We start from the raw sequence: 15,652 nt of genomic DNA on the forward strand, positions 1-15,652 counted from the left end.
GTCAGAGGGCGGCTATCAGGTCGGGGATGGTGGTGGGGTCGTGGAAGAGGGTGGCGCCGAGGCCGGACAGGCGGGCGGGAGGCGTCAGGCCGCCAGCGAACGCCAGGCAGCGCATCCCCGCGCTCATCGCCGCCTGCACCCCGAACGGGCTGTCCTCGACCACCACGCACCCCTCCGGCGCGGCCCCCATCGTCGCCGCGGCGTGCAGGAACAGGTCGGGGGCGGGCTTGCCGCGGGCGACGTCCTCGGCGCTGAAGACGCGGCCGTCGAAACGCCGGGCCAGACCGGTCAGCTCCAGGCTGTTGCGGACGTTGGCGTGCCGGCCGTTGGAAGCCACGCAGTAGGGGATGTCCAGGCGGTCGAGGGCGGCCTCGATGCCCTCGATGGCACGCAGCTCGGCCTCCATCGCGGCCAGGTACTCCTGGGTGATCTGGTCGTGCCAGCCCGGGGGCGTCTCGCCGACTTGCTCGTCCCAGTACTCGTTGCTGCAGCCGACGAAGCGCTCGGCGTACTCGGTCTCGTCGATCGTCCAGCCCAGGCGGCGCAGGGCGGCGGTGCCCACGCGTACCGAGATGCGCTCGCTGTCGACGAGCACCCCGTCACAGTCGAAGATGACCAGTTCCACGGCCAAGGTGCGTTCCTCCCGAAAGGTGACATTCGCCGTCGAATCTATCGGGCGGCTGTGTGACATTGCGCAGGTGGTAGCGTCGTTGTACCGCTTGACAAGATGTCAGTCCGGACAGTGAGCCGCGAAGTGAAGACTTCCCCCCGGGCCTCGGCGCCCAGCACGACCAGGATCGCCATGGCCAGCCTCATGGGCACCGCGATCGAGTTCTACGACTTCTACATCTACGGGACCGCCGCCGCGCTGGTGCTCAACACCGCGTTCTTCCCCGGCATGGACCCCGTGGCCGGCCGGCTGGCCGCGTTCTCGACGTTCGCGGTGGCGTTCGTCTCGCGTCCGCTCGGGTCGGCGGTGTTCGGTCACTGGGGCGACCGCGTCGGGCGCAAGTCGATGCTGGTCGTCTCGCTGCTGGTGATGGGTCTGTCCACGGTGGCGATCGGCCTGCTGCCGGGTTACGCGGCCATCGGCGTGGCCGCGCCCGTGCTGCTGGTGCTGTTGCGCTTCACCCAGGGCATCGGCCTCGGCGGCGAGTGGGGCGGCGCGGCGCTGCTGGCCACCGAGCACGCCCCGCCCGGCAGGCGCGGCCGGTACGCGATGTTCCCCCAGCTCGGCCCCGCGGCCGGGTTCATCGTGGCCAACGGGCTGTTCCTGATCCTCGGCGAGACGCTGACCGACGAGCAGTTCGGCGGCTGGGGCTGGCGGCTGCCGTTCGTGGCCAGCCTGCTCCTCGTGGTCGTCGGCCTGTACGTGCGGCTGCGGATCTCCGAGACGCCGGTCTTCCGGGCCGCCCTCGACCAGCGCCGCATCGCCAAGGTGCCGTTCGCCGGGCTGATGCGCCACCAGTGGCGGCGGGTGCTGCTCGCCGCCGGGGCGATGACCGTCGCCTACACGCTCTTCTACACCGCCACCACCTACTGCCTGTCCTACGGCACCGCCACCCTCGGCATCCCGAAGACCACCATGCTGACCCTGACCATGATCGGCGTGCTGTTCATGGCGGCGGGCACGGTCGTCTCGGCGGTGGTCAGCGACCGGCTGGGCCGCCGCCGCACCCTCCTCACCGGCACGGCCGTCGCCGTCGCGTGGGGGCTGGTGATGTTCCCGCTGATGGAGACCGGGTCGGTCGTCCTGGCCGGGGTGGCGCTGGCCGGCGCGCTCGGGCTGATGGGGCTGATCTTCGGGCCGATGGGGGCGTACCTGCCCGAGTTGTTCAGGACGGAGTTCCGCTACAGCGGCGCCTCGGTCGCCTACAGCCTCGGCGGCGTGCTGGGCGGGGCGGTGCCGCCGCTGGTCGCCACCAGTCTGCAGACGAGCGGCCTCGGCGTCATGGGCGTCGGCCTCTACGTCTCGGCGATGGCCCTGCTGAGCCTGCTCTGCCTGCTCGCCCTGCCGGAGACCGGTGACCTCTCGCTGCGATAGGCCGGGTTTTCCTGTCACATCCGCCGGGGCTGTCCCGTCCTCCTGGTGAAGAACCTGATGAGGAGGAGCGGACGATGAGCAAGCACATTCTGATCGTCGGCGGTGGATATGTCGGGATGTACGCGGCCCGCGGGCTGCGGCGGCTGATCCGGTCGGGCGAGGTGACGGTCACCGTGGTCGACCCGCGGGGGTACATGACGTACCAGCCGTTCCTGGCCGAGGCGGTCGGCGGGACGATCGAGCCCCGCCACGTCGTCGCCCCGCTCAACCGGGTGCTCAAGGGCGCGCGCGTGCTCACCGGCCACGTCACCCGCGTCGACCACGAGGCCCGTACCGCGCGCTTCCAGCCGGTCCAGGGGCCGGCCAGGACGCTCACGTACGACATCCTCGTGATGGCGGCCGGGTCGATCACCCGCGCGCTGCCCATCCCGGGGCTGGCCGAGCACGCGGTCGGGTTCAAGAGCCTCGGCGAGGCCGTGCACCTGCGCAACCACGTCCTGGCCCAGCTCGCCGCGGCCGCCTCGACCGACGACCCGCTGGTGCGACGCAGGGCGCTGACGTTCGTGGTGGTCGGCGGCGGGTTCTCGGGCGTCGAGGCGCTGGCCGAGATGCAGGGGCTGGCCGACGAGGCCCTGCGCTACCACGACGGGATCGAGCCCGCCGACCTGAGCTGGACCCTGGTCGAGGCGACCGGCGGCATCCTGCCCGAACTCCACCCCGGCCTCGGCCGCTGGACCGTGGACGCGCTGCGCGCCCGCGGCGTGGACGTGCGGCTGGAGACCCGGCTGAACTCGGCCGAGGGCGGCGTGGCCCGGCTGTCGGACGGCACGTCGCTGGAGGCGGGGACCCTGGTGTGGGCGGCCGGCGGCCGGCCCAGCCCGCTCGCCGCCGACAGCGGGCTGCCCGTGGACGAGGCCGGACGGCTGCGGGCCACCGAATACCTGACGGTGGCCGGCCTGGCGGACGCCTTCACGGCCGGCGACGGCGCGGCCGTGCCCGACCTGACCCGTCCGGGCCGGTTCACCGCGCCCAACGCGCAGCACGCGGTGCGCCAGGCCAAGCTGCTCGCCCGCAACCTGGCGGCCCACGTCAGGGGCGGCCGGCTGAAGGCGTACCGGCACGCGTACCTGGGGTCGGTGGCCGGGCTCGGCCACCACCAGGGCGTGGCGCAGGTGCACGCGATCCGGCTGACCGGGTTCCTGGGGTGGCTGGCGCACCGGGCGTACCACCTGGCGTGGGTGCCGACGTTCAACCACAAGGCGCGGGTGCTGGCGGACTGGGGGCTGTCGATGGTGTTCCGGCGGGAAGCCGTGCAGCTCACGGCCGTCGAGCACGCCGGGGAGGACTTCCGCCGGGCCCTGGCGGCCGGCGACCTCGGCCGCGCCGCCTGAGCCGCCCGCCCCGCGCCCGCTACACCGGCTGCTCGACCGGCTGGCCGACCGGCTGACTGCGGTCGACGTACGCGGCCAGCGCGCGCACCCGCTCGGCGTGCTGGTCGTGGCCGACGATCACCGGCGGCTCGTTGTACGGCATCGCGTCCGACGACCGCCGCAGCTTGACGTACTGGCCGCAGGCGTCGATCGCGTACGGCTCCATGTCGTCCTGGAGCGCCCCGATCACCGTGATGCCGTACGTCTCGCCGATCCGCCGGAACAGCGCGACCGCCTCCCTGCGGTGCTCCTTGCCCAGGTTGCGGCCGAGCTCGTCGAGCACCAGGCACAGATGGCCGCCGCCGGAGGAGGCGATGGCCGCCGCGCACACCAGCTTGACGGCCTTCTCGTCCATGAGCGCGGTGTTGGCCCGCCGGTTGTACGGCACGAACCCCTGCCCCTCGCCCCGCCGCCACTTCGGCGTCACCCGCCACTGCCAGCGCTGCTCGGGGTCGGCGGGCGCGGGCGGCACCGGGAACTCCAGCGTCGCGCCGTAGCCGCCGTAGGAGGTGTCGAGCTTCTCGAACTCCTCGGCCACCCGCGTCAGCCTGGCCTTGATCGCCGCCGTCAGCGCCGCCCGGTGGACGGCCGTGGACTGCGCCGCCTCCTCGGCGCCCCGGGCCGCCGCCGCCAGGTCGCGCTGCCGGGAGACGACCTGCGCCTCGATCTGCCGCCGCTGGTGCTTCTCGTACTCCTCCTGGCCGCGCAGGTAGGAGGCCAGCGCCCCGCACACCGCCGCGAACGTCGCCTGCTCGCGCGCCGTGCTGCCGCCCCGCTCCGACAGCAGGAACGCCAGCTCCTCCGGGATCTCGGCGTCCTCCTCGGGGAAGGTGTCGCGCAACGCCTGGTCGAAGTGGCGTTCGGCGACGCGCCACCACTCCTCGGCCGCGCGCGGGCGCTCCTCCTCCGGCAGCGCCGCGATCCACTCGCGGGCGGTCTCCACCGTGCCGCCCCAGTCGGCGGCCAGCGCGTCGAGCCGCAGCGCCTCGCGCTCGGCGGTGACCTTGGCCTCCTGCTCGCGGGCCTGCGCCCGCTCGCTCTCGTGCCGCTGCCGCCGCCCGTCGAGCCGCTCGATCTCCATGTCGCGGGTACGGGCCCGGAAGTCGAGCGCGCCCGCCTGCCGCTCGGCCTCGGCGACCTTCGGCGCCAGCTCCTCGATCGCCGCGTTGAGCCCGACGAGCCGGTCGCGGCGCTCGGCCAGCCTGGCCTCCAGCTCGGCCAGCCGCACCCCGGCCCGCGCGCCCTCCAGCCGCCGCTGCGCCTCGGCGACGGCCTCCTCGGCCGCGCGTACCACCTCCGCGGCGCTCTCCTGAGCGTCTTCGGCGCGGTTGAGCCGCTGGCCGGCGGCCTTGATACGGGCCTCGCGCCCGGTCGCCACCCCGTCGAAGGCTCCCACCACGCTCACCCCGGCCGCGCTGACCAGCACGGACCCGGGCAGCCCGGCCAGGGCCCGCGCCGCCTCGCCGAGCCGCGCGGCGTCGACGATGACGGCGTGCTCGTGCGGCCAGCCGCGCAGGCCGGCGCCGGGCAGGGCGGCGTCGCGGGCCTGCTCGGCCACGTCGAGGGCGTCGAGCAGGCCGGTCGCCCCGACACCGGCCGCCGACAGCGCGTCGAGCTGGGCCGCGGCCGGGCCGCCCTCCGCGTCGTCGAGCGCCGCCCGCGCCGAGGACACCTCCTGGTCGGCCACGCCGAGCGCCTTGAGCGCCTCGTTGAGCCGGAGCCCGGCCTGCCGCAGCTCGGTCTCGGCGGCGGGCACGTCACGACCGTCGGCGAACCTGCGCGTCTCCTCCAGCGCCGGGATCGCGGCGCGCAGCTCGTCGGCGGAGTTCTCGGCCACCGCGCGGTCGGCGTCGAGCTTGGTGGTACGGGCCTGCAGGGCGGCCAGCTCCTTGCGCGCCTGGGACACCTGGCGGTCGAGCGTGTCCTCGCGCAGCGTGGCGATCTCGGCCTTGACCAGCGCGATCTCCTCGGCCGCCGACTCGCCCGCGGCGCGGTGGCGGCCGAGGTCGGCGGCCAGCAGCTCGTCTTTCGCGGCGGCGTCGGCGAGCTTGCGCGCCTGCCTGCCGCGCCAGCAGCGCAACGCCTCGGCCAGGCGCACCCGGGCCTGGTCGCGGCGGTCGAACGTACCGAGCAGCGCCTTGGACTCCACCTCGAACTCGGCCAGCCGGTCGGCCGCCTGCGCCGCCCGCACCCGCTTGGCGTGCTCGTCGCGCCGGGCCTCGCGCTCCTGCTCCAGCTCGGCGTCGAGGCCGGTGAGCGCCGCGATGGCCTCGAAGACGCGCTCGGGGGAGATCTCGTTGAGCGGCTGGGAGAGCAGGTTGGTGGCGACCTTGCTGCGCACGGACGTGGACAGGAACGACACGCACCTGACCCGGTCGCCGTAGAGCACCTTGGTCAGGTCGCGGGCCACGACGTCGCGCTTGCCCGCCGACCTCGGCAGCGACGCCCAGATCTCGTCGGCCCGCGCCACCCGCTCGGCCTCGGACGGCGAGGCGGCCAGATGGACGCCCTCCCGCCAGCGGATCTCCAGGTGCGGAGCCTCCTGGTTGACCTTGAGCCACACGGTGATCGCGCCGCCCGAGGTGTCGGGCACCTCGAACAACTCCCCGCTGTCCTGCTCGCCCTCCTCGCCCTCCCTTCCGTCATCGGTCAGGGTGAGGTCGGGTGAGGCGACCGGCTCGGGCGGGGCCGGCGGCGGGGCGAAGGAGTCGAGGCCGGGCGGGCCGAAGACGCCCACGATGTAGCCGTGGTCGGCGCTCGCCCACTGGCGGGCGCCCGCGCCGCTGGCCAGCTCGGCGTTGAAGAGCAGCTCGGAGACCGCCTTGGCGCCCGAGGCGAAGCGCCACTGCTCGTCGCCGAGCAGCGCCGTGATCGAGGCGATGAACGACGACTTGCCCGCGCCGTTGGAGTCCTTGGGGCCCGCGCCCGCGACGACGATGAGCGTGCCGGGGACCGTGGGCACCGGATGGGTCGAGAGCCGTGAGATGTTGACCGCCTGCACGGCGATCAGCACCCGGTCTCCGACGACGTTCTCCATCTGCGACACCCGAACCCCCGTAACCCTTCCATCTGTCATGACGTTCACTGCGCCGACCTGCGGGCGCGTACGGCCGCCGCAAGCGGCGTGTGCGGGCCGGCGGCGAGGATCAGCTCCTCCTGCAGCCGCCGCCGGGCCGCCGGCGTGAGCCGGTGGAACTGCGGGCCCGGGACGTAGCCGCCCGCCTCCTCGCCGGCCTTCACCTGGGCCAGCAGGCCGGCGTGCCGCAGCGTGCGCAGCGCCGACTCCAGCTCGCCGATCGGGACCTGGGTGTGGCGGCGCAGCTCCTCGACCGGGGTGGGGTGCGGCGACAGCCAGGAGTCCTCCGGCAGCAGGCCCTCGGCCCTGGGGATCGCGACCGAGTGCACCAGCACCAGCGTCAGCACCGCCCGCTCGCTCACGCCGAGCCCCGCGGCCGCCGCCGGGCGGGCCGCCGCGCCCACGCCCGCCGGCTCGGGGGCGGGGGACGGGGGCTGGGCCAGGGCGGCCGTGTGGGTGTCGTCGTAGCCCGACGTCCAGCGTTCGCGCAGCTGGACGAGGACACGGCCGCGGCGGGCCAGCATCTCGCCCAGCGTGTGGCGCAGCGCCGGATCGCGCAGCGCAGCGAAGCGGCCCTCGGCGACCGGCTCGGCGGCGTGCTCGACCACCAAGAACGCGGCCACCAGCTCGGCCCGCCGCCGCTCGTCGTAGGCGCCCAGCAGGTCGTCGAACTCCGCCACGCCGAGCTCGGCCCGCCCTCCCGCGCCGGGCACGGGCAGGACCGCCGCCGCCACGATGTCGGCGTCGCCCACCACCGTGAGCTCCGGCCGCTCGGGCTCGGGCAGGCGGCGGACCAGCTCCTGCAACTGTGCGTGCGACTCGGCCGGCCACAACGCGCAGCGCGGCCCCAGCCGCACCACCCCGTCGTCGAGGACGATCCACGCCGAGTCGTGCAGCCGCCGCAGCGCCCCCCGCGCCCAGTTGCGCATCAGGTCGTCGGTACGCCCGATCAGCGCGCGGTAGGTGTCGAGCACCAGCTCGACCGGCGCCGGGTCGCCGGGCCACGGATCGACCGACAGATCGTTCCAGCAGCACTTGAGCGTGGCCGCCAGCACCCGCCGCGTCTCGCCGGCCCGCTCCACCGGGACGGCGGCGACCTGGTACTCCTCCAGCAGCGACGGCGTCACCCCGTCGGGCCAGACCGGCAGCGCGTGCCCGGTGGAGTCGGGCCGGGTCAGGCGGGTCATCCCGGCGGGCGCGGGCACGCCAGCCCCCAGCGGCAGCGGCCCGCCGGAGCGCGCCCGCGCGTGGGCGAGCGCCTGACCGGCGGACCGGCCGCGCTCGGAGGCCGGAGAACCGGTGGACGTCATGAGGTGCGCTCCAGATAACCGTGGGACAGCCAGGCGGGCTCGCCGTCGGGATCGACGGTCAGGCCGTCGGACCAGGTGAGCCGGTAGGGGAGCTCGGGGCGCAGGTCGGCGGTGGTCAGGTCGGCGAGCAGCCGGCGGGCCGCGGGCCAGTCGGAGCCGATCACGTCGGCCAGCGCGACCCGCGAGGCGGCGCCGAGCAGCGACTCGGCCACCTGCGTGAGCCGCTCGACGGCGGCCCCCGGCGAGGAGTCGAGCGAGCCCTCCGGCCCGGGGTCGGGCAGCGCCGAACGCGGGGGAGTGGGCTGGACGGGAGCCGGCCGCGGCGCCTCGTCGACCGCCCGCGCGACGGCGGCCGGATCGTGCCACGGCGCGGGCGCGTCGAAGACGAACCCGTCGAGCACCGAGGCCAGCCGCTCCTTGGAGGCGGTCTGGGCGAACGTGCGCCACGTCTCGGTGGGCAGCAGCGTCAGGTTGCGGGTCGTGCCCGCCGAGTCGGCCAGGCGGCCGGCGGCGCGGCGGGAGGCGTCGCTGTAGGAGTAGATGGACGCGCGCAGGTCGGTGCAGACCCGGTCGAGCTCGGGCCAGCGGGTCAGGATCGTGCCGTGCAGGCCCTGGGCGCGCCGGGCGATCTCCTCGGTGCCCCACAGCTTGGGGGCCTGCTCGCGCAGCTCCTCGATGGTGCCCGTGGTCAGTGTGATCAGCTCCAGGGCCCAGAGCCGGAACGCGCGGGCCAGGTTGACCGCGCTCTGCCGGGCCTCCTCCATCGTGGTGCGGGGGTCGGCGACGTTGAGGTCTTCGAGGGCGAGCAGGCGGTGCATCTCGGACTGGCCGCCGTCGTCCATCATGCGGCGGATGAACATCAGGCCGACGACGCTGGTGAACGAGGCGCGGTAGCGGAGCTGGTTGGGCTTGGGGAACACCTCGCGGATCGCGCCGAGCCCCTTGAGCACCCGCAGCCGGTTGTCGAACTGGTCGCCGGGGTAGGCCCGGCAGGCGAAGCGCATCTGCTCGTGCGTCAGCCACTCCTCGCCCGCCTCGGCGAACGCCGCGAACAGCGTCTCGGCGATGTCGACCAGGGCGGGGTCGTCGACCACCGCGCCGCTGTCGCGGGCCAGCGCGGCGAACATGCGGCGGTAGGTCGACAACACCGCCTCCTCGGAGAGGGCGGCGTCGAGGGTCAGGGGCTGTTCGGACACGCGCACTAAGGTACGGCTTCACACCGACAGACACGGAACCCGGCGCGGGCTACCAGCCGGTACGGACGCGGATGGGACTCCTGGCCGCTAGGGTGATCCCGGTTAAAGCGGGGCAAACTCTTTGTGATCGCACATACGGGGTGAGTGACGGTTGTCCATCCGTGTGCTCGGCGGGGACCGGGCGACGGCCCTGATGGCCGGTGGGGCGGCCGTGATCCTGGTGGCCGCGGCGGCGTGGTTCGGCGTGGGCGTCTCCAGCGCCAACCCGGAGCTGGCCGACGTCGGCGCGTGGCTGTGGACCAGGGCCAAGGGCAAGATCGTGCACGTGAACGGCCTGTCGGGCGAGGTGGACGGCTACCTCGACGACAAGGCCGGCAAGCAGCTGCGCGTCGTCCAGGACGGCACGAACGTGCTGCTCGTCGACGACCGCACCGGCTTCGTCAGCCGGGTCGAGCCCAGCCAGCTCACCGTCACCCAGACCCGCGACCTCGGCGCGGCCGGGACGCAGCTCGCCGTCTCAGGCGGCACGGCCTACGCCGTCGATCCGGCGGCGGGCCGCGTCCAGCGCATCGACCCGGTCACGCTGAACGCCGTGGGCGCGCCGGTCACCCTGCCCGGCCCGCTCGGCGCGGCCAGGATCGACGGCGGCGGCAGGCTGTGGGTGCCGGTGACCGCCAGGGGCGAGGTCGTGCCGGTGTCCGGCGGTGTCGCCGCGCCCCCCGTCAAGGTGGGCGAACCGGGCGAGGAACTGGCCGTGACCATCGCCGGCGGCCTGCCCGTCGTGGTCAACACGCGGGCCGCCACCGCCGTCACCGTGGGCGCGGACGGCGGCGTCGGCGAGATCGCCCTGCCCAAGGAGGTCGCGCGGGCGGCCAAGGGCGGCGTGCTCACCCCGGCCACGACCGAGGGCCCGCTCGTCCCGGTGCTGACGCCGGGCGGCTCGGGGCTGCTCGTCGTGCTGGACACCTCCTCCAACGCCGTGCTCAGCACCAGGTTCGCGATCGACGACCCCGCCGGGCTCGGGGTGCCGCAGGTGCTCGGGTCGAAGGTGTACGTACCGGACAAGAGCCGTGGCGCGCTGATCGTCTGGGACAGCGCCGCCGGCGGCCGGCCCACCACGTTGCAGGTCGCCGACGGGCCGGGCCCGGTGGACGTGTTCGTCAAGGACGGCCTGCTCTGGGCCAACGACGAGAACGGCGACAAGGCCCTGGTCATCGACCCCGAGGGCCGCAAGCACGACGTGGACAAGGACGACTCCGACGTGCCGGGGCCGACCAGCACCCCCAAGCCCAAGCAGACCCCGCGCCCCGACCCCACGATCACCGACCCGCCGCCGGACGACCCGCCGCAGACCAGCGAACCCGACCCGACCGGGACGAAGGAGGCCGAGCGCCCCCGCCGCCCGGCCAGGACGGCCACGCCGACCCCCACGACCAGCCCGACCCCGACCCCGACGCCCACCGCCGCGCCCGGCGCGCCCGGCGCGGTGACCGCGCGGTCGGGCCCCGGCCGGGTGACCGTCACCTTCAGCCCGTCCACCGGCGGCAAGGTCGAGCGCTACACGCTCAAGGCGTCCGGCGAGGGACGGCCGGAACCGCAGTCGGTGGACGCCGACGGGCCCTTCCAGTTCGAGTTCACCGGCGGCGACTGCGCCCGGGAGTACACCTTCGTCGTCGTCGCCCACTGGCCGGGCGGCGAGGTGGAGTCGCAGCGGAGCGCGGGGGCCAGGCCCTGCGTGGCGCCCGGCGCGCCGTCGAACTTCGCCGCCAAGCCCAGGAACCGGGGCGCCGAGCTGACCTGGAGCGCCCCCGAGAACGGCGACCCGGGCGTGACCTACCAGCTCAGCGGCGCGGCCGCGAACGACGCGATCAAGGGGACGTCGTTCACCGTGGACGGCCTGAAGAACAACGCGAAGTACGCCTTCAAGCTCAAGGCCACGAACGCGGCGGGGGAGAGCCCGGACGTCGCCACCGCCGAGGCGGACCTGACCTACCCGAGGCAGCAGTACAAGAACGCCAACAACAACGTGGTGGACACGCTGGTCCGCCCCGCCGCGACGAAGACCGGCGAGGCGGGCCGCATCCCCAAGGGGCAGTACCTCTCGCTCACCGTCATCTGCCAGGTCAAGGGCCAGAGCGTCACGGAGGACGAGAGCAAGGAGACCAGCGACGTCTGGAACAGGATCGAGTGGAACGGCGGCGTGGCCTACCTGAGCGAGACGCTCATGACCACGCCCCGCGGCTCGTTCCCGGCGCCGCCGCTCTTCGAGTGCACCGACTGAGGAGGGGGACCGCTTGACCCAGTACAACTACCCGGACCAGATGGTCCAGGCCCAGCCGCCCGCCGCCCTGGCCGGCCAGTTCGCGCAGCGGTTCCAGCTCCTGGCCGGCAACATCGAACGCGTCGTCCGCGGCAAGCACGAGGCCGTCGAACTGGCCCTGATCTGCCTGTTCGCCGAGGGCCACCTGCTCATCGAGGACGTCCCGGGCACCGGCAAGACCACCCTCGCCCGCTCGGTCGCGGCCAGCGTGGACGCCGAGTGGCGGCGCATCCAGTTCACCCCCGACCTGCTGCCGAGCGACATCACCGGCGTGTCGATCTTCAACCAGGCGCACCAGAGGTTCGAGTTCCACCAGGGCCCGGTGTTCGCCAACATCGTGCTCGCCGACGAGATCAACCGGGCCTCGCCCAAGACCCAGTCGGCCCTGCTGGAGGTCATGGAGGAGCGCCGGGTCACGGTGGACGCCGAGCCGCACCCGGTGCCGCGGCCGTTCCTGGTGGTGGCCACGCAGAACCCGGTGGACATGGACGGCACGTACCCGCTGCCCGAGGCCCAGCTCGACCGGTTCCTGATGAAGATCTCCGTCGGCTACCCCGACCACGTCTCGGAGGTCGAGGTGCTCAAGGGCGGGCCGACCGGGCCGCAGGTCGAGCGGCTGCCGGTGGTGGCGCGGGCGACGGACGTGGCCGGGATGATCGACTTCGCCTCCCGGATCCACGTGGCCGACCCGGTCTACGACTACATCGTCGGGCTGTGCGCGGCCACCCGTACCAGCCCGCACCTGCGGCTGGGCGCGAGCCCCCGGGGGAGCCTCGCGCTGCTGCGCGCCGCCCGCGTCAGGGCGGCCGCCGCCGGGCGGCACTACGTGGTGCCCGAGGACGTCAAGGCGCTGGCCGTCCCGGTGCTGGCCCACCGGCTGATCGTCACGCCGGAGGCCGAGCTGCGCGAGATCGGCGCGGCGTCCGCGCTCGGCGAGATCATCGCCGGGACGCCGGTGCCGCAGGCGGCGTAGATGCGGCTCACGGCCCTGTTCACCCCGCTCGGGTGGGCCACGCTCGCGGGCTCGGCGGCGCTCTACGCGGCGGGGTTCGCGCTCGGCTACCCCGAGCCGGTCGTGCTGGCCACCGGCGGCGTGCTCGCCCTGGTCGCCGCCCTCGCCTGGACGGCCCCCGCGCCCGACCTGGAGGTGCGGCGCGAGGTGACGCCGCTCAAGGTGCCGAGGGGCGAGGCGGCGGTCGCGGTGCTGAACGTGGTCAACCGGGGCCGGCGCGGCCTGTCGGGGCTGCGCGTCCAGGACCGCGTCGGGGCGTCGGAGCAGCTGATCGGCCTGCCGCGCCTGCCCGGCAACGCGGCGCGCACCGTCTCCTACCCGCTGCCCACCGGCGTGCGCGGCGAGATCCCGGTCGGGCCGCTGCTGCTGGTCCGGGCCGACCCGTTCGGCCTCACGCGCCGGGTGCGGCGGTACGGCGACGCCGTCACCCTCCTGGTCCGCCCGCGCACCGTCGAGCTGTCCGTGCCGCCGTCCGGCCGGGCCCACCACCTGGAGGGCCCCACCAGCGACAACGCCCCCAGCGGCACCGTCACCTTCCACACCCTGCGCGAGTACGTCGTGGGCGACGACCTGCGGCACGTCCACTGGCGCTCCAGCGCCAGGACCGGCACGCTCATGGTGCGCCAGCTCATCGACGCGAGCCTGCCCACCACGACCGTCGTCCTGGACACGCGGGAGCTGACGGAACTGGCGGTCGACGCGGCGGCGTCCGTGGCGGTGGCGGCCGCCCGCGCGGGGTTCCCGGTGCGGGTGCTGGCCGGCGAGCGGGCGGCGGCCGACGCCAGGGCCGAGGCCGACCCCGACGCGATCCTCGACCGGCTCGCCCTGGCGCGGCCGGGCCCGGCGGGCGTGGGGGAGATCATGCGGGTGGCGCGCGGCGGCGGGTCGCTGGTGCTGGTCACCGGCGACGCGGCCGAGGCGGGACGGGCGGCGGGGGTCCGGCGGCGCTTCGACCGGGTGATCTGCGTGCACACCGGGCCGGGGCCGGTGAGCGTGCCCGGCGTCACGGTCGTCCCCCTCACCGACCTGGCCGCCCTCCCCTTCGCCTGGACCCCGCGATGACCTCTCCAGAACCCCCCGCGCCCGCCCCTGTCGCTCCCGCGCCCGCCCCCGCTTCTCCCGCGTCCGCGCCTGTCGTTCCCGCGCCCGTCCTTGCCCCTTCCGCGTCCGCCCCTGTCGTTCCTCCGCCTGCGTTCGGGGTGGGGTGGCGGGGAGGGGCCGGGCTGGTGGTGGTGGCCGCCGTGGCCGGGGTCGCCGGGTGGGGGTTCCACCGGGTCTTCCCCGGCGCGGAGCTCCTGCTCGCGATCGTGCCCGCCGCCGTCGCCCCCGTCCTGGTGGCGGCGCTCACCGCGCGGCGGCCCCTGTGGCTCGCGCTCGCGCTCGACCTCGTCGCCTGGCTCGCCGGGACGATCCCGCTCTACCACGGCCTGGCCCCCGGCGTGCTCGCCGACGTGGCCGACGCCTGGCACGCGCTGCTCACCACGCTGCTCCCCGCCCAGCCGGAGCCGCGCCTGCTCGTCCTCGTGCACACGCTCGTCTGGGCCGCCGCCGTGATCGGCGCCGAGACCCTCACCCGCACCCGCACCAGGATCGCCGCCGCCGTCCCGGCCCTGGCCGTGTTCGCCGCCGCGCTGCTGCTCGGCGTGGACGGCGAGGGCTCGAACCTGCCGGTCGCCGCCGCCCTGTTCGTGCTCGTCGCCACCCTCGCCCTGGTCCGCGACGACCGGTCGCCGCTCTGGCTGCTCGGCGGCCTGCCCGCCGCCGCCGTCCTGGCCGCCCTGGCGCTGGCGGTGGGGCCGCTGCTGCCCGTGGCGGCGCACCCGTACGACCCGAGGCAGGACGCCGAACCGCCGCCGCCCCGGCGGGTGGACAGCGTGAGCCCGCTCGACCGCGTGTCGGGCTGGCTGCAGATCCCCGACAGGGAGCTGTTCACCGTCAAGGCGGACAAGCCGCTCAACTGGCGGCTGGCCGTGCTCGACCACTACGACGGCGTGCGCTGGACGTCCGGGGCCCGCTTCCGTCCCACGGGCGGCCGGGTCCCCGAGGGGGAGTGGACGGGGGCCGCCCGGGTCGTCCGGCAGCGGGTGACCTTCACCGGGCTGCCGGGGACGTGGCTGCCCGCCGCCGAACGGCCGGTCGACGTCGACGGCGTGCCCGGGCTGGCCGCCGACCCGCAGAGCGGCGCCCTGCTGGCCGACCCCGCCGCGGGCGCCGGCAGGCGTCCGGGCAGGGGCTTCGCCTACGCGGTGACGTCCAGGGTGCCGGAGCCGTCCAAGGAGGACCTGCTGGCGGCCACCCCCGCGCACGACGACGCCGCGCTGACCGCGTTCCCGCCCGGGCCGCAGGAGAAGCTGTTCCGCGAGCTCGCGCAGCAGGCGACCAAAGGCGCGGACGCGCCGATCAAGCAGGCGTACCGGCTGCAGAGCTACCTGCGCACCAGCGCCTCCTACGACGTCACCGCGCCGCCCGGCCACTCGCTCAAGGGCCTGGAGTTCTTCCTGCGGACCACGCACCGCGGCACGTCGGAGCAGTTCGCGGCGACGTTCGCGCTCATGGCCAGGACGCTCGGGCTGCCGTCGCGGGTGGTGGTGGGCTTCCGGCCGGGACAGGCGTCCGGAGGCGTCTACCACGTCAGGTCGGGGCACGTCATGGCGTGGGCGGAGATCAAGTTCGAGCGGCTGGGCTGGCGGCCGTTCTACCCCACGCCCGGCCGCAGCGGCGCCAAGGACGACCACGACGTCGTCTCCTCGGCGATCGAGGAGAGCGAGCGGCTGGAGGGCGAGTTCACGCGCGGGGGCGGCGACCGGTCCGGCACGGCCCGGCCGAAGGCCGGGGAACAGGGCGCGCGGCCCGGCGGCGGGCCGTCGCCCTGGCTGCTCGCTGCCGCCGCGGGCGGGGGCCTGCTGGTCGCGTACGCGGTGACGGCCGCCGTGCTGCCCTGGTGGCGCAGGCGGTCCAGAAGACGCCGCGGGACGCCCGGCGACCGCGTGCTCGCCGCCTGGCGGCAGACCTGCCACGACCTGCGGCTGGGCGGCAGGCGGACGCTGACCGCCGAGGACGTCCTGACCGGCCAGCCACCCGACATCACCACCCATCTCAGGCCGTTGGCCGAAATTTCGAACTTCGTCCGGTACGCCCCCGACGACGTCACCGACGCCGACGCCGCCCGCGCATGGGACGGCAGCGACGCCGTCCGCCGCGCCGCACGCTCGCGCACCCCTCTCCCCACCCGCCTGCGCGACCGCCTCCTCCTGCGATGATCCA

General features: G+C 75.0%; 10 protein-coding genes. 6 read left to right on the forward strand and 4 right to left on the reverse strand.

Features of this window, described 5'->3' with window-relative positions:
* Position 1: 1 nt before the first annotated feature.
* Positions 2-625 carry an HAD family hydrolase gene (locus ACFYYW_RS18335; protein WP_352321485.1) on the reverse strand — a complete coding sequence of 208 codons (624 nt, stop codon included), beginning with the start codon at positions 623-625 and terminating at the stop codon, positions 2-4.
* A 129-nt stretch (positions 626-754) separates the two neighbouring features.
* On the opposite strand from ACFYYW_RS18335, the gene ACFYYW_RS18340 reads away from it, so the two are divergent.
* Both ACFYYW_RS18340 and ACFYYW_RS18345 read left to right on the forward strand, forming a co-directional pair.
* Entirely contained in the window at positions 755-2,044 is a 1,290-nt protein-coding gene (locus ACFYYW_RS18340; protein ID WP_387650117.1) for an MFS transporter, read from the forward strand.
* Between the two features lie 74 nt (positions 2,045-2,118).
* Positions 2,119-3,435, forward strand: a complete 1,317-nt coding sequence (locus ACFYYW_RS18345) for an NAD(P)/FAD-dependent oxidoreductase (protein ID WP_387650118.1) — start codon at positions 2,119-2,121, stop codon at positions 3,433-3,435.
* A gap of 19 nt (positions 3,436-3,454) precedes the next feature.
* On the opposite strand, the gene ACFYYW_RS18350 is transcribed toward ACFYYW_RS18345, so the two are convergent.
* The 3 genes from ACFYYW_RS18350 to ACFYYW_RS18360 are packed head-to-tail and all read right to left on the reverse strand — an operon-like array spanning position 3,455 to position 9,056.
* On the reverse strand, positions 3,455-6,511 hold the full coding sequence (locus ACFYYW_RS18350) for a chromosome partitioning protein ParA (protein WP_387650119.1): 3,057 nt from the start codon (positions 6,509-6,511) through the stop codon (positions 3,455-3,457).
* Positions 6,512-6,555: 44 nt separating this feature from the next.
* Complete coding sequence (locus ACFYYW_RS18355; protein WP_387650121.1) at positions 6,556-7,860, reverse strand: hypothetical protein; 1,305 nt, start codon at positions 7,858-7,860, stop codon at positions 6,556-6,558.
* Positions 7,857-9,056, reverse strand: a complete 1,200-nt coding sequence (locus ACFYYW_RS18360; protein WP_352328491.1) for a hypothetical protein — start codon at positions 9,054-9,056, stop codon at positions 7,857-7,859. The genes ACFYYW_RS18355 and ACFYYW_RS18360 overlap by 4 nt, the downstream gene beginning before the upstream one ends.
* Positions 9,057-9,207: 151 nt before the next feature.
* On the opposite strand from ACFYYW_RS18360, the gene ACFYYW_RS18365 reads away from it, so the two are divergent.
* From ACFYYW_RS18365 to ACFYYW_RS18380, 4 genes are all read left to right on the forward strand, one after another.
* The gene (locus ACFYYW_RS18365; RefSeq protein ID WP_387650123.1) at positions 9,208-11,337 is read left to right on the forward strand and encodes a fibronectin type III domain-containing protein; all 2,130 of its coding nucleotides are present in this window, start codon (positions 9,208-9,210) and stop codon (positions 11,335-11,337) included.
* Between the two features lie 13 nt (positions 11,338-11,350).
* Positions 11,351-12,349: a MoxR family ATPase gene (locus tag ACFYYW_RS18370; RefSeq protein WP_352328495.1), complete on the forward strand. Its 999-nt coding sequence runs from the start codon at positions 11,351-11,353 to the stop codon at positions 12,347-12,349.
* The gene (locus ACFYYW_RS18375; RefSeq protein WP_387650125.1) at positions 12,350-13,450 is read left to right on the forward strand and encodes a DUF58 domain-containing protein; all 1,101 of its coding nucleotides are present in this window, start codon (positions 12,350-12,352) and stop codon (positions 13,448-13,450) included.
* Between the two features lie 164 nt (positions 13,451-13,614).
* Positions 13,615-15,648, forward strand: a complete 2,034-nt coding sequence (locus ACFYYW_RS18380; RefSeq protein ID WP_387650126.1) for a DUF3488 and transglutaminase-like domain-containing protein — start codon at positions 13,615-13,617, stop codon at positions 15,646-15,648.
* The last annotated feature ends 4 nt before the right edge of the window (positions 15,649-15,652 follow it).

Origin of the sequence: Nonomuraea sp. NPDC001831, assembly GCF_042892035.1 — a bacterium.
GTDB lineage: Bacteria > Actinomycetota > Actinomycetes > Streptosporangiales > Streptosporangiaceae > Nonomuraea.

Excerpts from the sequence above, each read along its gene's own strand:
- ACFYYW_RS18355 (WP_387650121.1), bottom strand. The coding sequence starts at position 7,860 with ATGACGTCCACCGGTTCTCCGGCCTCCGAGCGCGGCCGGTCCGCCGGT.
- ACFYYW_RS18350 (WP_387650119.1), bottom strand. The coding sequence starts at position 6,511 with ATGGAGAACGTCGTCGGAGACCGGGTGCTGATCGCCGTGCAGGCGGTC.
- ACFYYW_RS18345 (WP_387650118.1), top strand. The coding sequence starts at position 2,119 with ATGAGCAAGCACATTCTGATCGTCGGCGGTGGATATGTCGGGATGTAC.
- ACFYYW_RS18375 (WP_387650125.1), top strand. The coding sequence starts at position 12,350 with ATGCGGCTCACGGCCCTGTTCACCCCGCTCGGGTGGGCCACGCTCGCG.